The organism is Desulfosporosinus lacus DSM 15449 (assembly GCF_900129935.1).
GTDB lineage: Bacteria > Bacillota > Desulfitobacteriia > Desulfitobacteriales > Desulfitobacteriaceae > Desulfosporosinus > Desulfosporosinus lacus.
This window is the reverse complement of the sequence record NZ_FQXJ01000009.1, coordinates 55,174-73,551: the sequence shown is the minus strand read 5'-3', so window position 1 is coordinate 73,551 and position 18,378 is coordinate 55,174. Positions and strand designations below refer to the sequence as shown.

Below are 18,378 nucleotides of genomic sequence, written 5' to 3'. Positions count from 1 at the left end.
GCTTTTATGCTGAGAGTTGAGTTTGATGAAGACCGCTGTAAAGGGTGTGAGCTTTGTGTGGAGGCTTGCCCAAAACATATTGTGATTATGGCCGATCATTTGAATGCCATGGGCTTTCACCCAGCCACCGTGGCAGATCAAGAAAAGTGCATTTCTTGTGGCTTTTGTGCCAGAATGTGTCCGGATGTCGCAATCACAGTACGAAAGGAGGAGAAGAATAATGGCCAAGGTACTAATGAAGGGTAATGAGGCTTTAGCAGAAGCGGCGATTCGCGCCGGTTGCCGTTATTTTTTCGGGTATCCCATTACTCCGCAAAATGAAATTCCCCAGTATCTCGCGAAACGTCTTCCGGAAGTCGGAGGAGTATTTGTTCAAGCAGAGTCTGAGATTGCTGCCATTAATATGGTCTACGGTGCTGCGGGTGCCGGGGCACGAGTAATGACATCCTCATCCGGCCCGGGAATCAGCCTTAAACAGGAGGGAATTACCTATATGGCGGGCGCAGAGCTCCCTTGTGTCATTGTAAATATCCAGCGAGGGGGACCGGGGCTTGGCGGCATTCAGCCTGCCCAATCCGACTATTTCCAAGCAGTCAAAGGGGGTGGGCATGGGGATTATAGATTGCTTGTGCTCGCCCCGGCCACCGTTCAGGAAATGGTCGATCTGATGGAGAAAGCCTTTGACCTTGCCGATGAATACCGTAATCCCGTTATGATTTTAGGGGATGGCATTCTCGGACAAATGATGGAGCCCGTTGAATTCTCGGAAGAAAAAGAAACTCTCAGACAGGAGAAACCCTGGGCAACGACCGGTGCCAAGGGGCGAAACCCCAATATAATTAACTCATTATTTCTTGATCCTGCAGAACTTGAAAAGCACAACCATCATTTGCAACAAAAGTATGATCGGATGGGCAAAGAAGTGCTCTGGGAAAACTATCAGACGAATGATGCTGAACTGATCTTAGTTGGTTACGGCACTTCGGCCAGGATAGCTAAAGCGGTTGTAGATCAAGCAAGAGCTCAAGGAATCAAGGCAGGGTTGTTCCGACCCATTTCCTTATTTCCTTTTCCGAAAGTCGCTCTGCAGGAGGCCTGTAAAAAAGCTGAATGTGTCCTCACTGTCGAGATGAGCATGGGGCAACTTGTAGAAGACATTCGCTATAACCTTGAGTTTAAAGTTCCGGTCCACTTGTATGGGCGTGTCGGGGGCATGGTTCCTGCCACTCGCGCAGTTCTTGAGGAAGTTAAACGTTTGGTCAATAGCGGAAAGGCGGGTGAAAACCCATGATAACAGTTTTTGATCGACCGGAAGCATTAACCTCGGCCAAGACTCACTATTGCCCAGGCTGCACACACGGCATTATTCACCGCCTAGTGGCTGAAGTGATTGACGAACTGGGAGTCAGGGAAGAAACCATTGGCGTATCTCCCGTAGGATGCTCTGTCTTGGCCTATAACTACTTTAATCTTGATATGCAACAAGCGGCTCATGGCAGGGCACCGGCTGTTGCTACGGGAATTAAACGAGTTCATCCTCAAAAGATCGTTTTTACCTATCAGGGTGATGGGGATCTGGCTGCCATTGGTACTGCAGAAATCGTGCATGCCGCTGCCCGGGGTGAGAAAATCACAACGATTTTCGTGAATAATGCCATTTATGGTATGACCGGTGGGCAAATGGCCCCTACGACTCTGCTGAAGCAAGTAAGTATGACTTCTCCTCAAGGCAGAGATGCCGCTCCCCAAGGGTATCCCATCAGAGTATCGGAAATGTTAGCGACTCTGGATGGGCCGGCCTATATTGCCCGGGTGTCCGTGCACACCCCCCAAGAAGTTTCCAAAGCGAAAAAAGCAATTAAGACTGCCTTTGAATATCAGATGGCTGGTGTCGGGTTCACTTTAGTTGAAATCTTATCTACCTGTCCTACGAACTGGGGGTGCACACCTAAAGAATCCTTAAGATGGTTAGTCGATAATATGATTCCTGTTTACCCGCTCGGGGTGAAAAAAATGGTAGAAGGGGTGAAGGTCTAATGCTGCATGAAATTATCTTGGCAGGTTTTGGAGGGCAAGGGGTTATGTCCATGGGACAGCTTCTTGCTTATGCGGGCCTCGTAGAAGGAAAACGTGTAAGTTGGATTCCTTCCTACGGCCCGGAAATGCGTGGCGGAACGGCCAACTGTTCTGTCACCATATCAGATGAAGAGGTAAGTTCTCCGATCATTACCGAACCGGATACGCTGATAGTTCTGAATCGTCCCTCCCTTGAAAAGTTCGAACAGGATGTCAAACCCGGAGGACGATTACTCATTAACTCGTCACTGATCGACATTGAGCCCAAGCGCCAAGATCTTAAGGTTTTGAAAATCCCTGTGACTGAACTGGGGCGTGAAATATTAGGAAATAATCGAGTTTCAAATATGATTATTCTCGGTGCTTTTGTCGAGTTGACCCGTGCTGTGAGCCTGGAATCCGTAATTGGGGCTTTGAAGAAAGTACTGCCGGAGTACAGACATAATCTTATTCCCCTTAACCGTAAGGCGCTTGAGACAGGGATAGAGTTGGCTAAAGGTAGAGAGTTCCTCCATTTTAGATCTTGCGGTTGATCGAGGGGTGAAAGCAGTTGGTTGTCTTTTCAACTAACTGCTTTTTTGTTTTCTTTATTTTTCTTGGCATTATGGACAGAACATAGGGTAAAATAAGTAAAGGAGTCAAGTTAAGGAAAGAGGGAAATTCATTGGAAAAGCAAAACCGACAAGAAGAACGTCTCGATGGAGAAGTGCTTTTTGAGGGGAGAATGCTCCGTTTGGATCGGGATAGGGTTCGTTTGCCTAACGGACATGAGTCAACGCGTGAAGTTGTAAGGCATCCGGGAGCAGTAGGGATCATTGCTATACAGAATCAGCAGGTGCTTTTAGTTCGGCAATACAGATACGCCATTGCCCAGGAAACCTTAGAAATCCCTGCAGGAAAACTCGATCCTCAGGAGCCTCCCCTTGATTGTGCTGTACGAGAGCTTCGCGAAGAAACAGGTTATCGAGGGACCATGGAACATATCAGCACATTTTATACCACCCCAGGTTTTACGGATGAGGTGATGCATCTCTTTCTAGCTCGAGATTTGGTCTGGGATCCCCTCACTCCAGATGATGACGAATTTATAGGGGTAGAAAAAATTGCATGGGATGAAGCAGTGCAAAGGGCGAAACAGAATGAGTTCATTGACGCTAAAACCATACTGGGGATTTTACTTGTTCAAGGTCGAATGGGATGATTTTTGCAGATTTGCATATACATATCGGGCAAAGTTTAGACGGCAAATACGTAAAGATCACTGGGGCGAAGACTTTAACCTTACCCAATATCCTTCAAGTTGCAAGGGAAGTGAAAGGACTTTCTCTGGTTGGGATTGTTGATTCACATTCGCCGGGAGTCCAACGGGATTTCAAGACTTTACTTGCTTCAGGAGTCTTAAAACCTCTATCAACTGGAGGGTATGGAGCCAACGGGTTAGCGGTGATTCCCGGACATGAGATTGAACTGCAAGTCGGTGAAGGAAATGCTCATTTCTTGGCTTATTTCCCTTATCTCGAACAAGTAGAACAGTATGTCCGGTCTATAAAGAATGGTATTAAAAACTGGCAGTTAAGTACTCAGAGGGGATTTCTTCCTATTGAGCTATGGCTTGAGGCTGTTACTAAGGCAGAGGGACTATGGTTTCCTGCTCATGCCTTTACTCCCCATAAGGGAATTTACGGCGCTTGTTGCCGGAGGTTGAGAGATGTTCTGCCAATCTTGCCCAAAGCTGTAGAAATTGGGCTCAGTGCCGACAGGGCAATGGCGGAGAGCATCAGTGAACTGGATTCAATGGTCATGTTTAGTAACTCAGATGCCCACTCTCTGCCAAACATTGCCCGAGAGTATAACTCTTTTGCTAAAACAGACCCCTCGTTTGGAGGATTGTTGGATTTAATTCTAGGGAAAAGCAAACAGGTTGTTCGAAATTATGGTTTGCCCCCAAGAGTTGGTAAATATCATCGTACATATTGTCTGAGCTGTGAAAAGGTAATCAAGAACCCCGCTCCACAATTGACGTGTCCTAATTGCGGGAGCAGGCAGGTTGTCATGGGTGTCTTGGATCGTTTAGTCAGTATAGCGGATCGTCCGATGGGAAAACACGATGTTTCAAACTATGTCCATCAGGTCCCCCTGCGACAACTTCCGGGAATTGGGCCTAAAATGTATGAACGACTTTTAAAGGCTTTTGGCACAGAAATGGCCATTCTTCATCAGGTTAACATGGAAGAGCTGCAGTCCATCGCTGGAGAAAAGATCGCTGCTTGGATTATTAAAGATCGTTATGGTGAATTAATAATAGAAGCTGGCGGAGGGGGAGTATTTGGCAGAGTTGTGGACATACTTTCGCCTGAAGTGGAATAAAATCCCATAGGAGACTATGGGAAGGGGTGCAAAGGATGTGGAAACAACTCGGCGAACACATTCGTCAATATTGGGTTATTTATCTCACGCTTTCAAGTGTTTATCTTGCAGGTGTGGTGTTTGGGGGAGTGGGGGTTAACGCTTTAGGAGTTTCTGAAACCTCCCAATTAGTAAATTTTTTAGATACACTTTTAAAAAATCAACCGACTGCTTTTGAACCTGCCTTTCTTGGACAACTTGCCAGGGATATGTTTATCATGATGGCTGGAATATGGATCTTAGGGCTAACCATTATCGGTGCACCCTTAATCTATTTAATTGTCTTTACCCGAGGATTTATTCTTGGCTTTACCATCAGTTTTATTATTGGAGCGAAAGGAACACTAGGAATTGCCTTGGTATTAACGACTGTCTTCGTGCCGACAATATTTGCTGTTCCTTTACTGCTCCTTGGAGCAGGACTGGCAACAATCTTTTCATTTCTGTTACTTCGCGGGAAAGCTAGAGGGGAGTCATTGCGCAGAGAATTTCTTTACTATACAGCGGCGGCCGCCTTTGTTTCTATTGGTGCAGTTGCAGTAGGTGTCGCCCAAGGTTACTTTTCGATCCTTGGTTTGCGCTTATTAACCCTTTAACAGGTTGCTGTTTGATGCCACGGATCCTAATAAAAGTGCAATTGTAAGTAAGACTGAGAATTCAAGGCTTGCTATCCGTACAATGGTTGCATTATAATAAAACTATAATAGTGTTAATGATTGAGATGGAGGTTTAATCATGCTGATTGGAGTACCGAAAGAGACAAAAAATAATGAGAGTCGTGTGGCTATCACCCCAGCCGGAGTCCACGCTTTTACTTTGACTGGGCATAAAGTTCTTGTGGAGATGTCTGCTGGAGAAGGAAGTGGTATCACCGATCAACAGTATATTGATGCTGGTGCTCAGATCGTTGATTCATCAGAAAAAGTATGGCAAGCCGAAATGATTATTAAGGTTAAAGAACCGGTAGCCGAAGAATATGCCTATTTCAAAAAGGGACAAATTCTATTTACTTATTTGCATCTGGCAAGAGAACCGGAATTAACGAAAGCACTGATGGAGAAACAAGTAGTAGCAATAGCCTACGAAACCATTCAATTGGATAATGGCTCATTGCCATTGCTTATTCCAATGAGTGAAGTAGCTGGACGCATGTCAATTCAAATAGGAGCTGAATTACTCGAAAAACCTAATGGTGGAAAAGGCATTCTGCTTGGTGGTGTTCCAGGAGTTACTCCTGCAAACGTCACCATCATTGGAGGCGGAATTGTTGGAACAAATGCTGCAAGGATGGCCATTGGCTTGGGAGCAGGAGTTACGATAGTGGAAAAAAGCACTCAGCGGCTTAGGGACATTGATGAAATGTTTAATGGCCGAGTGAGAACTTTGGCTTCAAATCCCTTTAATATAGCCAATAGTGTGGCTAAAGCGGATTTATTAGTTGGAGCGGTTCTTATTCCCGGCGCCCGTGCACCTCACCTGGTAACTGAGGACATGGTGAAAGCAATGTCTCCCGGAAGTGTTATTGTCGATGTTGCTATCGACCAAGGCGGCAGTATTGCGACTATTGATCGTGTTACAACCCATGATGATCCCACCTTTATTAAATATGGGGTTGTTCATTACGCAGTTCCAAATATCGCCGGAGCAGTTGCCCGTACATCAACCTTTGCCTTGACTAATGTTACACTTGGTTATGCCCTTGAAATCGTAAATAAGGGTTATTTTAAGGCGATTCAAGAGAATAGATCCCTGCGTAAAGGGGTTAATGTCATCAATGGCAAGTTGACCTATAAGGCTGTCGCTCAATCCTTGAACATTATGTATACTCCATTAGAAGAAGCTCTGCTCTAAGCAGAGTGCGCCGATTTAATTAGAAATGTTCAAATACGAATAAACTGCAGAGCATGGTTTGTTTATCATCGAGTGGAATCCGTTAATTCGGAGACCGCTCTTTTTTATTGCAGCAATGGTGGCTACGAGCCCGCCTGATGGGAGCGTTATGAAGATAAGATTACGGTCCCTTTCTTTTTTCTAGGATAAGGACAATCAGGAGGTGCATAGGTTTTAGGGATAGGGGGGGGCGTGATGCGGCCAACAAAAAGCTGGGTGGATTTTTTTCTTTATCTTGGCAGGGTATTTGTGCTTTTAATAATACTTGCCGTTCTTCTGCCAAAACTAGTTGCTGTGTGTAATAACTTAATGTCTTCTCTGTTACATAATGAGAAAAATCCACATGGCAATCCTCTGCGGGTAGAAATAACTCTTTCCAGAGAGATAAATAGTTAATACAGGATGTGCCTTAGTTGAATTTATACTTTCCGCTAGTACAAGGAAAATCCCCTCTCTGTGTAGAACATAGTAAGAAAGGGGGGATAGAAGTGACCTCCGAAGAGAAGATTTTGAAAAAGTACTTGACCTACTTGCATGTTGAGCGGGGGCTTTCTGAGAACACTAGGCAGGCGTATGAACGTGACTTGCGTCAGTTGATGAGCTACCTTGAACAGCGTGGTACGGACATTTCCGTCTGTGAGGGCAATGATTTGTTTCTGTTTCTGCTAAAATGCAAGGAAGCTGGAAAATCCCCTCGAACTATTGCACGATGTAATGCAACACTCCGAGGATTTTTTGCGTTTTTGCTGGATGAAGGGCAACGTGGCGATAATCCAAGTACATATTTAGTGACTCCAAAGCTGAATCAACCACTTCCGAAGGTGTTGTCGGAAGTTACAATGGACAAACTATTAAAATCAGAGGAGGAAACGGATCTTACTCTGAGAAATTTAACGATGCTGGAAGTTCTCTATAGCAGCGGGCTTCGAGTTTCGGAACTGATTGGGCTGCGCTTGTCGGATGTTTCATTGGATGTGGGGTATGTACGCTGTATCGGCAAAGGGAATAAGGAGCGGATTGTACCGTTAGGCGAACCTGCAATTCGAGGTCTGGAGCGTTACTTAAACGGGCCGCGCGGGCGTTTATGCGGTAAGCAAAAAAGCGATATTCTTTTTTTGAATTCTCATGGACGTCCTCTGACTCGTCAAGGAGTCGTGTATATTCTGAAAAAATGGGGAAAAGATCATAATCTTGAGCAATCGATTTCTCCTCATATGTTTCGCCACAGTTTTGCAACCCATCTTCTGGATCATGGGGCGGATTTGCGTTCGGTTCAAGAAATGTTAGGACATGCAGACATCTCGACCACTCAGATCTATACCCATCTGACACGGAGGCGCTTGTTAGATGTTTTTCAGAAAGCTCATCCACGAGCGGATTATAAGATTAGGGAGTGAAGGAAGACATGCCACGGAGAGTTATAATTATTGTATTGGACAGCGTTGGAATAGGTGAAATGCCCGATGCTGAGAAATACGGGGACTTGGGGAGCTATACATTAGGCAATGTTGCTCGTCGGCGAGGAGGACTTAACCTCCCTCATCTTCAAAAACTTGGTTTGGGAAATATTAATTCCATCACGGGAGTACCCGCAGCTCCTGCCCCTGAGGGCAATTTTGGAAAAATGGCAGAACGATCTCTAGGTAAGGATACAACAACCGGGCATTGGGAGATGGCGGGAGTAATACTGGAGAGAGCCCTTCCAACCTTTCCCCAAGGTTTTCCAAGGGATTTTATCGAACGCTATGAGCTAGAGATTGGGAGAAAGGTGATCGGTAATGAAGTTGCTTCTGGGACCGAGATCATTCAGCGTCTTGGTGAAGAGCATGTACGGACAGGGAAACCTATTGTCTATACTTCAGCTGACTCCGTTTTTCAAGTGGCTGCCCATGAAGAGATTATTCCTTTGCCTGAGCTCATGCGCATATGTCAGACAGCACGTACTATGCTGACGGATGAATTGCGTGTTGGACGCGTAATTGCACGGCCATTTCTCGGAGAGAGAGGGAATTTTTACCGCACCTCAAACAGGCATGACTTTGCTCTCCAACCCCCTCATAAAATATTATTAGAATATATAAAGGAACGCGGGCTAGAAGTTTGCACGGTGGGCAAGATAAATGATATTTATGCTGGCCGGGGTGTAACTGACTATGTTCCCTCAAAAGGGAATATGGAGAGCGTTGATAAAACTTTAGCATATATGGCCAAGGTAGAAACCGGCCTGATTATGGCCAATCTTGTCGATTTCGATATGATATATGGACACCGAAATGATGTCGAAGGGTATGCTAAGGCTTTAGAGGATTTTGATGCCCGCTTACCGGAGATATTTGAAGCCCTGCGGTCAGAGGACATGCTTATCATTACGGCGGATCATGGGTGTGATCCAACCATGCCTGGTACAGATCACACCCGGGAATATGTTCCGTTATTGGTTTGTGGGCCAATCCTGAACAAGGGGGTCAACCTGGGCGTGAGATCTACCTTCGCAGATTTAGGGGCAACTGTGGTCGAATACCTTAATACTGAGGCAATGGCAAATGGAAAAAGTTTTTATTCAGATATAAGGAGGTAATTTAATGATTTCGGAAAAGGAATATAATTCTAAATTAGCTGAGGCGCGCAGTTACCTTATAGAGAGAGTTCCTTCGCTGCCTGAGCTGGGTATTATTCTAGGCTCGGGGTTAGGGGCTTTTGCTGATCTAGTTAAGGATAAGGTAACAATTAGCTACAAAGACATTCCACATTTTCCTGTTTCGACGGTTGAGGGACATGCGGGCAAATTAGTTTTTGGAAAAGTTGAGGATCGCTCAGTTGTAGTCATGCAAGGCCGCTTTCACTATTATGAAGGCTATACGATGCAGGAAGTGACCTTCCCGATACGGGTAATGCAAGTCTTAGGAGTAACTGGACTTGTGGTTACGAATGCAGCAGGGGGAATAAATCCAGAATTCCGTCCGGGAGATCTAATACTCATTAAAGATCATCTCAACATGATGGGTGAAAATCCTTTGCGTGGGTCGAATCTTTCAAATCTAGGTCCTCGCTTTCCAGACCTAAGCGAGGGATATAATTCAGAGTGGCGTAAAAAAGCGTTAGCTATTGTGCAAGAGCATGAAATTCATCCTCACGAAGGGGTTTATGCGGCCATGAGCGGTCCCAGCTATGAAACCCCTGCCGAAATTCGCCATTTGCGTGTGATTGGGGCAGATATGGTGGGCATGAGTACTGTTCCCGAAGTTATAGTTGCCAATCATGGTGGCATGAAGGTCTTAGGGATCTCGTGTGTAACCAATATGGCAGCTGGCATATTGCCCCAAAAACTTAGTCACACAGAAGTTATGGAAACAGCTGAACGGGTTGAAAAGAAATTTGTCAACTTTGTGCAGGGACTCATGAGAGTACTTTAGGAGTGATTTCATATGCGCATGACAGATCTAATTGTGAAGAAAAGAGACGGGGAATCCCTTTCTAAGAAGGAAATCCGATTTATTATCAAAGGGTATGTTCAAGGAGATATCCCAGATTACCAAATGTCTGCTTGGGCTATGGCGGTTTATTTTCGGGGTATGTCCCTTGAGGAAACTGCCGAACTTACCTTGGCGATGGCCAATAGCGGAGATCAACTGGATCTCTCTACTATTGGCGGGCGATTTGTCGATAAACACAGCACAGGAGGGGTGGGGGATAAAGCTACCTTACTGATCGGGCCAATGGTTGCAGCCTGTGGGGTGCCTGTGGCAAAAATGTCAGGGAGAGGGCTTGGGCATACTGGTGGAACGATCGATAAGCTTAGCTCGATACCTGGATTTCGGGTTGAGCTTACACAGGAAGAATTCCTGACGCAAGTTAAGAAGATCGGATTATCCGTCATCGCCCAAACGGGGAATCTCGTACCTGCCGACAAAAAACTTTATGCTCTCCGCGATGTCACTGGGACTGTCAGTTCCATTCCTCTGATTGCCTCTTCTGTAATGAGTAAGAAGATTGCTGCAGGAGCCCAAGGGATCGTCTTGGACGTAAAGTACGGTTCTGGCGCCTTCATGAAGACGGTTGAAGATGCCCGAATATTAGCAAGGACAATGGTGGACATTGGCAAAGCTCTTGGGCGACAGACGATTGCAGTATTAAGCAATATGAATCAGCCCCTGGGCCGCGCTGTCGGAAATAGCTTGGAAGTCCTTGAAGTGGCGGATGCCTTGCAGGGGAAGGGTCCGGATGATTTAATGAAAGTCTGTTTAGAATTGGGAGCTTGGATGCTTGTGGCTGGAGACTCTGTACCCAATGTTGGGGCAGGCAAGAAATGCTTGCTTCATAGCATAGAAAGTGGTGCAGCGTGGAATAAATTTTTAGCCTTTATAACAGAGCAGGGGGGAGATGCTCAAGCTGTAATCGATCGAAGCCTTAAGGTCACACCATGGAATTTACCCATCCTTGCTCATCAATCTGGGTACGTACAACCCTTTGATGCACAAAAAGTTGGGATTTTAGCTATGACTCTCGGTGCAGGTCGAACTACAAAGGACAGTCCCATTGATTTAGGTACAGGGGTCTTACTAGTTAAAAAGGCTGGAGAGTGGGTAGAAGCCGGAGAACCTCTATTGCAGCTCTATGGCAGTGATAAAGAAAAGTTAGCAGAGGGACTGCTATTAGCTAAAGACTTAGTTTCTGTAGGAAATGAAGCTCCTGAGTTGCCTTCTTTAATTGAGGAGGTTATACAGTAAACGATTTATAATTATCGTAACACTCCCACTTCACTCATAATATTCCCCTCCTCACGTATGCATATTATAAGTGCAACTGGGGAGGGGGATTTTTGTTATGGCGCGTGAGAAAAATTTTTACCCTTTGGCCGAAGGGTTATCAACTCAGGATACGTTTGCCGTGCTAGGGGATGCCCAAAAATTTCAAAAACATAAACATGCTTGGAAGGTTTGGCGGGCATTGAAAGATTTCAGATGTGTTGTATATCCCGTTGCTGAGGGTTTATCTCGCATAGACGGGAGCAAGGTCTACTCCAATCTAGCGCAACTGACAGACAAGGTAACGGTCGTTGTACCGTGTCTGTTGCCTGAAAGGCTCAAGTCTCTGGTTCCGGATGCGGTGTCTGCAGGATGCAGTAAGATTTGGTTCCAAGAACAAACCTGGACTCGGGAACTCCAACAAGAATGCGACAGCTCAGGAATTGAGGTTATTCGCGGGTGTGTGCTGAGGCACAGACTTTATCCTTCTAAAATAAGTTTGCGCTATTTAAGTCCCTGTTATTGGCATGGACTTAGAGATGTTAAAGTACCTATGAAGCGGTTTGGCAGGTATTGAAGCGAGTGGGTGGAGTTCCCAATGAAGATAACGTCTCGGTTAAATTAGATATAAAAAAGGCCTTTGGTAACCTGCTTAAGCAATTTACAAAGGCTTTTTCCTATTTTATAGGAGCAATATAATTTACTTTTTCGGGAATAATAAATTTACATTTAATTTCACTAATTTTATGAGGGGGGACAAAAGATGCGCAAAGTTTTATCAATCGTTTTAGCTATGGCAGTTGTACTTGGAAACATAGGCTTTGCTAACGTGCAGCCAGTATTAGGAGTTGAGATCGAGACGGAAGCAGCGAGTGCAATTTTGATGGACGCGGCTTCTGGTCGAATACTGTATGAAAAAGAAGCACAGAAGGAATTGCCGCCGGCAAGTGTCACTAAGATTATGACACTATTGGTAGCGGCAGAAGCAGTGGCTTCAGAAAAAGTTAAGTTGACAGATATCGTAACAGCGAGTGAGAATGCCTGTAAACTTGGAGGTTCTCAAATCTACCTTGAGCCTGGAGAAACTTTCACCTTAGAGCAGATGTTAATTGCTATTGCGGTAGGATCAGCTAATGATGGCTGTGTCGCAGTAGCTGAACATATCAATGGGACACATGAGGCTTTTGTAGAGGAAATGAATCGCAAGGCTCAAGAATTAGGACTAAAAAACACGCATTTTGCTAATGCATACGGACTGCCTGCAGAAGGGCACTATACGAGTGCATACGATTTGGCGATGATTTCTAAGGAAGCAATTAATTATCCCCTTATTCGTAAGCTGACCAGCATGAAGGAATATGACCTGCGGGAGGGCAAATTTAAGCTTTGGAATACTAACAAGTTGCTGTGGTGGTACCCCGGTGCGGATGGTCTCAAAACAGGTTGGACTAATGAGGCTAAATATTGTCTGGCATCGACGGTTGAAAGAAATGGATTAAGGTTAATTTGTGTCGTTATGGGTGTACCTCAAGTTAGGGGACATTTTGCTGAATCCATGAAAATCTACAACTATGGTTTTGCTAAATATGAATTTAAACAGTTTGCCCCAGCTGAAGAGAAGCAGGGAGTCGTTAAAGTTAGTAAAGGGGTAGAAAATGAGATAATAGCTATCACAGAAAAATCCTTGGGAGCAACAGTGGAAAAAGGAAAAGATAAAAATTTCTGGGTCGAGACAAAGCTTAACCCAGAAATCAGTGCACCTATTGAGAAGGGTCAAAAATTAGGAGAAGTTTTACTTTATCAAAATGACCAGTTGCAAGCGAGCGTTAATTTAATTGCTGATCATCCTGTTGCCAAAGCTGGGCTGATCGATCAGTTGGGACGTACTATGAAGGGTGTTTTCGGTTTCTAGCCGTTAAGCATTCTACTCTGGATCTATGTCTGAACGATCATTAATTTGGGCTAATTTGCGGATTCTAAGGAGCGCGGCACGTTCGATTCGAGAAATCTGAACTTGAGAGAGATTAAGCTGACTGGCGATTTGACTCTGGGTCTTATCTTCAAAAAATCGCATTAAAAGGACACGCTTCTCTCTCTCAGGCAACTTGTCCAAGACCTCATTAAGGGCGATTTTTTCGAACCAGCCAGGCTCAAGACCCTTTTCATCAGAGAGTTGATCGAGAACGTAGATGGGATCCGAGTCGTCCTGATAAAGGGTATCGTAGATGGAAGTAGGGCTTTGGATAGCTTCAAGTGCTATGACGATCTCATCTCGATCAATGCCAATACTATTGGCAATTTCTCCGATTGTTGCTTCTCTGCCTAGCGTGGCTGACAGTTCATCACGAGCACGATTCACTTTATATACAAGTTCCTTATAGGAGCGAGGAACTTTCACGGGATGATCATCCCGGAGAAAACGCCGTATTTCTCCGATAATCATTGGTACGGCATAAGTTGAGAACTTGACACCATAGGTGAAGTCGAATTTGTCGATGGCTTTAATCAGCCCGATAGTACCAATCTGAAAGAGGTCTTCCATCTCATAGCCTCGATGAGTGAAACGTTGAACCAAATTAAAAATTAGTTTCAAGTTACAATTGATTAGACGTTCTCGGGCCGCTGTATCACCTTCTTTAGCAGCATGAAGGTATTCCATCATCTCTTTATCCGAGAGCAAAGGAAAGTGGGGGAGATTCATTTCTGATAGTCGTTGAATCATAATTTCGCCCCCCCCCTAATGAGAGGAGATGGGTGTTTGCTTGAAGCGCTTCTTCATGGTAACAGTTGTTCCCACTTCAAGTTTAGATTCTACTTGAAGCTCGTCCATGAAAGATTGCATGAAGACAAAGCCTAGGCCCATTCGCTCAGGATCAGTACTGTAAGCAGGTTGCATTGCTTGCTCAACATTAGAGATGCCACATCCTTCATCCTTTACAACAATAATGAGGGTGTCGTCAGCGATCTCCAGATCGAGGTAAACAATGTTATTGGGGACACTCTGGTATCCGTGGATAATAGCATTAGAAACTGCTTCGGAAACCGCGACTTTAAGCTCTTCGATGTCATTAAGTGAAAGATCCAATTGCCCTCCTATAGAAGCAATGAGTAAACGGGCAATGCTCACATTTTCAGCAATACTGGAAAACGTAAGGGTTATTTGGTTAGATTTCATATTAAGCTCCCCTTCCTTCCTCATAGGCATGTGCTTCGTCAACATAGAAGCTAATAATTTTTGGTAAACCGGATAATTCCATGATCTTATAAATGTGAGGGGGTACATTCGTGATTTTAAGTTTTCCGCCTAAAGGAAGCAGTTTCTTGTACCTGCCCAGAATAACACCCAGTCCAGAACTATCGACAAACTGAACATCTTGAAGATTAAGGATGACTGTACGAATTCCTCTTTTCTCAATCTCACTGTCTATGGCTTGTCGAAGATCGGATGCAGTGTGCATGTCCAGTTCGCCGTCTATGCGCAGAAGTAGGGTCAGGCGTTCTCTTTTTTTTTCAAGGTTCAAGACCATTCCCCCTAAATTTATCAATACTAATGATTTCGCTATAACCCATAATTTTCCTGCTTGAATTTTAGGAATTACTTGTAAGGCTCTGTCGAAATAGAAAAATTATTAAAGACTGTGGTAATAAGTATAATATATCCCATTATGCCAAATAATAGAAAGTGCTTGACGCTGTAAAGAAAACATGCTTTCAGAAAGTATATAACGAAAAGTTATACTATCTGACTAGTATAAAAAAGGAGGAATTGGGGATGGCTGACCAAACTCTAAAAAAGCCCTTGTTATCTGTAACTGCGGAAAAATATCAAACCTTAATTAAGCAATATACACCCAAACCAACAATTATCAAAAATGTAGTTCGAGCATTTATTGTAGGCGGGATTATCTGTTCGATCGGGCAGATTTTCATCAATTTATTTAGCTCGTTTGGTTTAGCACGCGTCGAAGCATCGACTGCGGCGACCGCAACGATGATTTTCTTGGGAGCTTTATTAACTGGTTTAGGGGTTTATGATGAAATCGGGAAATTTGGAGGTGCGGGTTCAATTGTTCCGGTAACGGGGTTTGCAAATTCTATTGTTGCACCTGCTATGGAATTTAAGCGTGAAGGATATGTAATGGGTGTTGGGGCAAAATTGTTCACGGTTGCAGGACCAGTACTAGTATACGGCATCGCGACCTCGATTGTCGTGGGTTTTGTGTACTTTCTTTTACACTAGTCAAAGCAGATGCTGACTAGCAACCTCAGTTTACTAATTATATGGAAATACTCCACCTTATGAATGGGGATAGGTTGAAATGAACTTAAAACGAGTAGGAAACCAGACAGTGGTATTTGCTAAACCGCCAGTTATTTTATCGTCCTATTCTGTAGTGGGTCCTAAAGAAGGACAAGGACCTCTTGGAAAGACCTTTGATAAGGTTTGGAAAGACGACCTAAATGGCGAAAAATCCTGGGAAGTTGCAGAGAGCAAAATGCTTCAAGAGGCGATGAATGGGGCCATAAATCAAGCATCAGTCCCAAAGGAGCAAATTGACTTTATGTTAGCGGGAGATTTACTGAATCAAATTATCTCTTCAAATTTTGCGGCTCGCCAAATGGCGTTACCTTTTATCGGCTTGTATGGAGCTTGCTCTACTATGGCTTTAGGTATAGCTGTAGGGAGTATGTTAATTGATGGCGGATTTGCCCAAAAAGTGCTAGTGGGGGTATCCAGCCACCATGATACTGCTGAGCGTCAATATCGGTTGCCCACCGAGCAGGGTGCGCAAAGGGCTATGAGTGCACAGTGGACAGTAACAGGGGCAGGCAGTGTACTTCTCGGAAGCGACGGAGCGGGTCCGCGCGTTACTTCAGCAACAATTGGAAGAGTAATAGACTTTGCGGTGAAAGATGTGAATAATATGGGCGCAGCAATGGCTCCTGCGGTTGCTGATACGATCCTAAATCACTTTCATGATAGGCAACTTCGACCGGTTGACTATAATCTGATTGCATCGGGAGATCTGGGAGCGGTCGGTTTGGCACTGGCCTGTGAACTATTGAAGCAAAGCGGTATGGATATGGGGACGAACTTTACTGATTGCGGGGTCATGATTTATGACGAGAGTCAAGATACCCACTCAGGAGCAAGTGGGTGCGGTTGTTCATCGGTAGTTTTGGCTGGGGATATTCTGCAGAGGATTAAAGCTGGGGAGCTAAAAAGAGTCATGCTGGTAGGCAGTGGTGCCCTGCATAGTCCAACGTCTGCCTTACAGGGAGAATCAATTCCCGGTATTGGACACGCAGTGGTTATTGAAGGGTAACAGAAAGGATCGTAAGAATATGTTTGAGATGATTGTTCCGGCTTTTATTGTCGGAGGGATAATTTGTATGATAGGACAGCTTCTTATGGACTTAACAAAGCCCACATTTACTCCGGCCCACGTGTTAGTTTCTTTTGTGTCTGGCGGAGCAATTCTTGGGGCGTTGGGGATATACGAACCTTTGGTGAAAATAGGTGGAGCTGGCGCTTCGATTCCCCTGTCTGGTTTTGGTTATTCTTTAGCGAAAGGGGCCATGGAGGCGGTTGAAAAACGGGGGATTATGGGAGCCTTTTCCGGAGGGGTTGAAGCAACAGCAGTAGGGATTGCGGCAGCTGTCTTTTTTGGCTATTTGATGTCAGTTGCTTTTAAACCAAAGGGATAAGGCGATGTGAACTACGAACCACGATTAAAGGGAGCTGCAAAGTATGGATGACAATTCAAGCGAGAAAAATATTCCCGTAAGTAAGAATTATCAAGAAAATATCGAGTATCTAAATCGGGAATTGGGAGTGCCTGACAGTTTTGATATCGTGCTCCGTGAAATGTCCATTGGCGGTAAAAGAGTTGCTATCTATTCCGTTAATGGGATGGTAAACTCGCAAGTCGCGAGTTATATACTGGATGCCTTGATCGACTTAGAACGCTCCGACCTCATTGTCAATGCCTTAGATAAACTTGTTAAGGGACGTATCGTTAATTTACAAGTCTCTGAAGTTCAAACCATGGATAAAGTATTCTATTTCGTTTTATCAGGGCCCATGGCCATCTTTGTTGAGGGACAGGATAAGGCCATTATTGTGGATGTACGGTCCTATCCTGCTCGTATGCCTCAGGAGCCTGATATCGAGCGTGTGACACGAGGAAGTCGTGACGGATTTACAGAGACGCTGGTCACGAATACAGCTTTAATACGAAGACGGTTACGAGATCCCAAACTGCGTATGAAGTTGGTTCAGGTGGGCGGTCGATCAAAGACTGATGTTTGTATTGCCTACATTGAAGATATCACCAACTTAGACATGGTCCAAAAAATTCAAAAAGACATACAGTCCATTAAAATTGACGGTATTCCTATGGCAGAAAAAAGTGTCGAAGAGTTTATTCTCGGAAGTAAATTCTGGAACCCTTATCCTCGTGTCAGGTATACGGAACGACCGGATGTGGCGGCTATTCATTTGCTGGAAGGGTATGTCGTCATTATAGTTGATACTTCTCCATCCGTTATGATAGCACCGTCGACCTTCTGGAGTCATGTTCAGCATGCGGAAGAGTATCGGCAAGAACCGATTGTAGGAGCATATCTGCGTTGGATACGATTTGGAGGGATTTTTGCAGCCCTTTTTCTTCTCCCGCTCTGGTTGGGTGCGGCTCTGAATCCGCAATTACTGCCGGAATCAATTCAATTCATCGGTCTCACGGAGCAAACAACAGTTCCTTTACTGGTACAGGTAATATTGGCTGAGTTTGGTGTGGATCTCTTGCGTTTAGGAACAATTCATACTCCAGGTCCCCTTGGAACTGCCTTAGGTCTGATCGCGGCTTTTATGCTCGGGGATATCGCCGTGAAAGTAGGTCTGTTTACTCCGGAGGTTGTCATGTATATTGCGATTGTCTCAGTAGGGACATTTGCAACGCCCAGCTATGAATTGGGGTTAGCTAACCGCTTAGCACGGTTGTTCCTCATCATAATGACAGGACTTTTTAATTTTATTGGTTTTTGGATCGGGGCAGCAGCGGTATTCTTCCTTTTATGGCGAACAAAATCCTTTGGTGTGCCTTACCTCTGGCCGCTCCTGCCCTTTGATGCTAAGGCAATGAAGGCAATTATAGTTCGTTCTCCCGTTCCAATCGCAAATAAACGCCCAAGCATTTTAAAACCACAAGACAATGATCGCCAGCCGCGGGGCGGCGGCAAATAGGATCTGAAAGGATGC

General features: G+C 44.8%; 22 protein-coding genes. 19 read left to right on the top strand and 3 right to left on the bottom strand.

The features are described from left to right. Positions 1-6 precede the first annotated feature (6 nt). The 15 genes from BUB11_RS13565 (at position 7) to BUB11_RS13495 (ending at position 13,029) form a co-directional block, all read left to right on the top strand. Positions 7-246, top strand: coding sequence for a 4Fe-4S dicluster domain-containing protein (locus BUB11_RS13565; RefSeq protein WP_073030302.1), 240 nt, complete (start codon positions 7-9; stop codon positions 244-246). Next, positions 221-1,291 carry a 3-methyl-2-oxobutanoate dehydrogenase subunit VorB gene (locus BUB11_RS13560; protein WP_073030301.1) on the top strand — a complete coding sequence of 357 codons (1,071 nt, stop codon included), beginning with the start codon at positions 221-223 and terminating at the stop codon, positions 1,289-1,291. Before BUB11_RS13565 ends, BUB11_RS13560 begins: the two co-directional genes overlap by 26 nt. Beyond that, positions 1,288-2,037, top strand: coding sequence for a thiamine pyrophosphate-dependent enzyme (locus BUB11_RS13555; protein WP_073030300.1), 750 nt, complete (start codon positions 1,288-1,290; stop codon positions 2,035-2,037). The genes BUB11_RS13560 and BUB11_RS13555 overlap by 4 nt, the downstream gene beginning before the upstream one ends. Beyond that, positions 2,037-2,609 carry a 2-oxoacid:ferredoxin oxidoreductase subunit gamma family protein gene (locus tag BUB11_RS13550; protein ID WP_073030299.1) on the top strand — a complete coding sequence of 191 codons (573 nt, stop codon included), beginning with the start codon at positions 2,037-2,039 and terminating at the stop codon, positions 2,607-2,609. Before BUB11_RS13555 ends, BUB11_RS13550 begins: the two co-directional genes overlap by 1 nt. A gap of 131 nt (positions 2,610-2,740) precedes the next feature. Continuing rightward, complete coding sequence (locus BUB11_RS13545) at positions 2,741-3,277, top strand: NUDIX domain-containing protein (protein ID WP_073030298.1); 537 nt, start codon at positions 2,741-2,743, stop codon at positions 3,275-3,277. Then, a complete protein-coding gene (locus BUB11_RS13540) occupies positions 3,274-4,443 on the top strand; it encodes an endonuclease Q family protein (protein WP_073030297.1) in 1,170 nt (389 codons plus the stop codon). The genes BUB11_RS13545 and BUB11_RS13540 overlap by 4 nt, the downstream gene beginning before the upstream one ends. Before the next feature lie 35 nt (positions 4,444-4,478). Beyond that, the gene (locus BUB11_RS13535) at positions 4,479-5,078 is read left to right on the top strand and encodes a stage II sporulation protein M (RefSeq protein WP_073030296.1); all 600 of its coding nucleotides are present in this window, start codon (positions 4,479-4,481) and stop codon (positions 5,076-5,078) included. A gap of 139 nt (positions 5,079-5,217) precedes the next feature. Further along, positions 5,218-6,333, top strand: a complete 1,116-nt coding sequence (ald, locus tag BUB11_RS13530) for an alanine dehydrogenase (protein ID WP_073030295.1) — start codon at positions 5,218-5,220, stop codon at positions 6,331-6,333. Positions 6,334-6,567: 234 nt separating this feature from the next. Next, positions 6,568-6,768: a hypothetical protein gene (locus BUB11_RS13525; protein WP_073030294.1), complete on the top strand. Its 201-nt coding sequence runs from the start codon at positions 6,568-6,570 to the stop codon at positions 6,766-6,768. Between the two features lie 92 nt (positions 6,769-6,860). Next, a complete protein-coding gene (gene xerD / locus BUB11_RS13520) occupies positions 6,861-7,769 on the top strand; it encodes a site-specific tyrosine recombinase XerD (RefSeq protein WP_200797919.1) in 909 nt (302 codons plus the stop codon). Positions 7,770-7,777: 8 nt separating this feature from the next. Further along, positions 7,778-8,950, top strand: coding sequence for a phosphopentomutase (locus tag BUB11_RS13515; protein ID WP_073030293.1), 1,173 nt, complete (start codon positions 7,778-7,780; stop codon positions 8,948-8,950). A 4-nt stretch (positions 8,951-8,954) separates the two neighbouring features. Beyond that, positions 8,955-9,785, top strand: coding sequence for a purine-nucleoside phosphorylase (locus tag BUB11_RS13510; RefSeq protein ID WP_073030292.1), 831 nt, complete (start codon positions 8,955-8,957; stop codon positions 9,783-9,785). 12 nt (positions 9,786-9,797) lie between these two features. Further along, the gene (locus BUB11_RS13505; protein ID WP_073030291.1) at positions 9,798-11,099 is read left to right on the top strand and encodes a pyrimidine-nucleoside phosphorylase; all 1,302 of its coding nucleotides are present in this window, start codon (positions 9,798-9,800) and stop codon (positions 11,097-11,099) included. Positions 11,100-11,196: 97 nt separating this feature from the next. Beyond that, positions 11,197-11,694, top strand: coding sequence for a CoA-binding protein (locus BUB11_RS13500; RefSeq protein ID WP_073030290.1), 498 nt, complete (start codon positions 11,197-11,199; stop codon positions 11,692-11,694). 186 nt (positions 11,695-11,880) lie between these two features. Next, entirely contained in the window at positions 11,881-13,029 is a 1,149-nt protein-coding gene (locus BUB11_RS13495) for a D-alanyl-D-alanine carboxypeptidase family protein (RefSeq protein WP_073030289.1), read from the top strand. A 12-nt stretch (positions 13,030-13,041) separates the two neighbouring features. Here the strand turns inward: BUB11_RS13495 and BUB11_RS13490 are convergent, their stop codons facing one another. The 3 genes from BUB11_RS13490 to spoIIAA are packed head-to-tail and all read right to left on the bottom strand — an operon-like array spanning position 13,042 to position 14,638. After that, complete coding sequence (locus BUB11_RS13490) at positions 13,042-13,839, bottom strand: SigF/SigG family RNA polymerase sporulation sigma factor (RefSeq protein WP_073030288.1); 798 nt, start codon at positions 13,837-13,839, stop codon at positions 13,042-13,044. Between the two features lie 15 nt (positions 13,840-13,854). Next, positions 13,855-14,292: an anti-sigma F factor gene (spoIIAB, locus tag BUB11_RS13485; protein WP_073030287.1), complete on the bottom strand. Its 438-nt coding sequence runs from the start codon at positions 14,290-14,292 to the stop codon at positions 13,855-13,857. A 1-nt stretch (position 14,293) separates the two neighbouring features. Beyond that, positions 14,294-14,638 carry an anti-sigma F factor antagonist gene (gene spoIIAA / locus BUB11_RS13480; protein ID WP_073030286.1) on the bottom strand — a complete coding sequence of 115 codons (345 nt, stop codon included), beginning with the start codon at positions 14,636-14,638 and terminating at the stop codon, positions 14,294-14,296. A 251-nt stretch (positions 14,639-14,889) separates the two neighbouring features. Here spoIIAA and spoVAC point away from each other — a divergent pair, with 251 nt between their 5' ends. The 4 genes from spoVAC (at position 14,890) to BUB11_RS13460 (ending at position 18,363) form a co-directional block, all read left to right on the top strand. Continuing rightward, the gene (gene spoVAC, locus BUB11_RS13475) at positions 14,890-15,357 is read left to right on the top strand and encodes a stage V sporulation protein AC (protein WP_073030285.1); all 468 of its coding nucleotides are present in this window, start codon (positions 14,890-14,892) and stop codon (positions 15,355-15,357) included. Positions 15,358-15,436: 79 nt separating this feature from the next. Next, positions 15,437-16,444, top strand: a complete 1,008-nt coding sequence (gene spoVAD / locus BUB11_RS13470) for a stage V sporulation protein AD (RefSeq protein ID WP_073030284.1) — start codon at positions 15,437-15,439, stop codon at positions 16,442-16,444. Positions 16,445-16,463: 19 nt separating this feature from the next. Further along, positions 16,464-16,826, top strand: coding sequence for a stage V sporulation protein AE (gene spoVAE / locus BUB11_RS13465; protein ID WP_073030442.1), 363 nt, complete (start codon positions 16,464-16,466; stop codon positions 16,824-16,826). 43 nt (positions 16,827-16,869) lie between these two features. Continuing rightward, complete coding sequence (locus BUB11_RS13460) at positions 16,870-18,363, top strand: spore germination protein (RefSeq protein ID WP_073030283.1); 1,494 nt, start codon at positions 16,870-16,872, stop codon at positions 18,361-18,363. Positions 18,364-18,378: the final 15 nt, after the last annotated feature.

Coding starts and splice junctions, on each gene's coding strand:
- BUB11_RS13460 (WP_073030283.1), top strand. CDS start 16,870: ATGGATGACAATTCAAGCGAGAAAAATATTCCCGTAAGTAAGAATTAT.
- BUB11_RS13515 (WP_073030293.1), top strand. CDS start 7,778: ATGCCACGGAGAGTTATAATTATTGTATTGGACAGCGTTGGAATAGGT.
- ald (WP_073030295.1), top strand. CDS start 5,218: ATGCTGATTGGAGTACCGAAAGAGACAAAAAATAATGAGAGTCGTGTG.
- BUB11_RS13550 (WP_073030299.1), top strand. CDS start 2,037: ATGCTGCATGAAATTATCTTGGCAGGTTTTGGAGGGCAAGGGGTTATG.
- BUB11_RS13490 (WP_073030288.1), bottom strand. CDS start 13,839: ATGATTCAACGACTATCAGAAATGAATCTCCCCCACTTTCCTTTGCTC.
- spoIIAB (WP_073030287.1), bottom strand. CDS start 14,292: ATGAAATCTAACCAAATAACCCTTACGTTTTCCAGTATTGCTGAAAAT.
- spoVAD (WP_073030284.1), top strand. CDS start 15,437: ATGAACTTAAAACGAGTAGGAAACCAGACAGTGGTATTTGCTAAACCG.
- BUB11_RS13555 (WP_073030300.1), top strand. CDS start 1,288: ATGATAACAGTTTTTGATCGACCGGAAGCATTAACCTCGGCCAAGACT.
- BUB11_RS13505 (WP_073030291.1), top strand. CDS start 9,798: ATGCGCATGACAGATCTAATTGTGAAGAAAAGAGACGGGGAATCCCTT.
- BUB11_RS13495 (WP_073030289.1), top strand. CDS start 11,881: ATGCGCAAAGTTTTATCAATCGTTTTAGCTATGGCAGTTGTACTTGGA.
- spoVAE (WP_073030442.1), top strand. CDS start 16,464: ATGTTTGAGATGATTGTTCCGGCTTTTATTGTCGGAGGGATAATTTGT.
- BUB11_RS13500 (WP_073030290.1), top strand. CDS start 11,197: ATGGCGCGTGAGAAAAATTTTTACCCTTTGGCCGAAGGGTTATCAACT.
- spoVAC (WP_073030285.1), top strand. CDS start 14,890: ATGGCTGACCAAACTCTAAAAAAGCCCTTGTTATCTGTAACTGCGGAA.
- BUB11_RS13560 (WP_073030301.1), top strand. CDS start 221: ATGGCCAAGGTACTAATGAAGGGTAATGAGGCTTTAGCAGAAGCGGCG.
- BUB11_RS13525 (WP_073030294.1), top strand. CDS start 6,568: ATGCGGCCAACAAAAAGCTGGGTGGATTTTTTTCTTTATCTTGGCAGG.
- BUB11_RS13535 (WP_073030296.1), top strand. CDS start 4,479: ATGTGGAAACAACTCGGCGAACACATTCGTCAATATTGGGTTATTTAT.
- BUB11_RS13565 (WP_073030302.1), top strand. CDS start 7: ATGCTGAGAGTTGAGTTTGATGAAGACCGCTGTAAAGGGTGTGAGCTT.
- BUB11_RS13510 (WP_073030292.1), top strand. CDS start 8,955: ATGATTTCGGAAAAGGAATATAATTCTAAATTAGCTGAGGCGCGCAGT.
- BUB11_RS13540 (WP_073030297.1), top strand. CDS start 3,274: ATGATTTTTGCAGATTTGCATATACATATCGGGCAAAGTTTAGACGGC.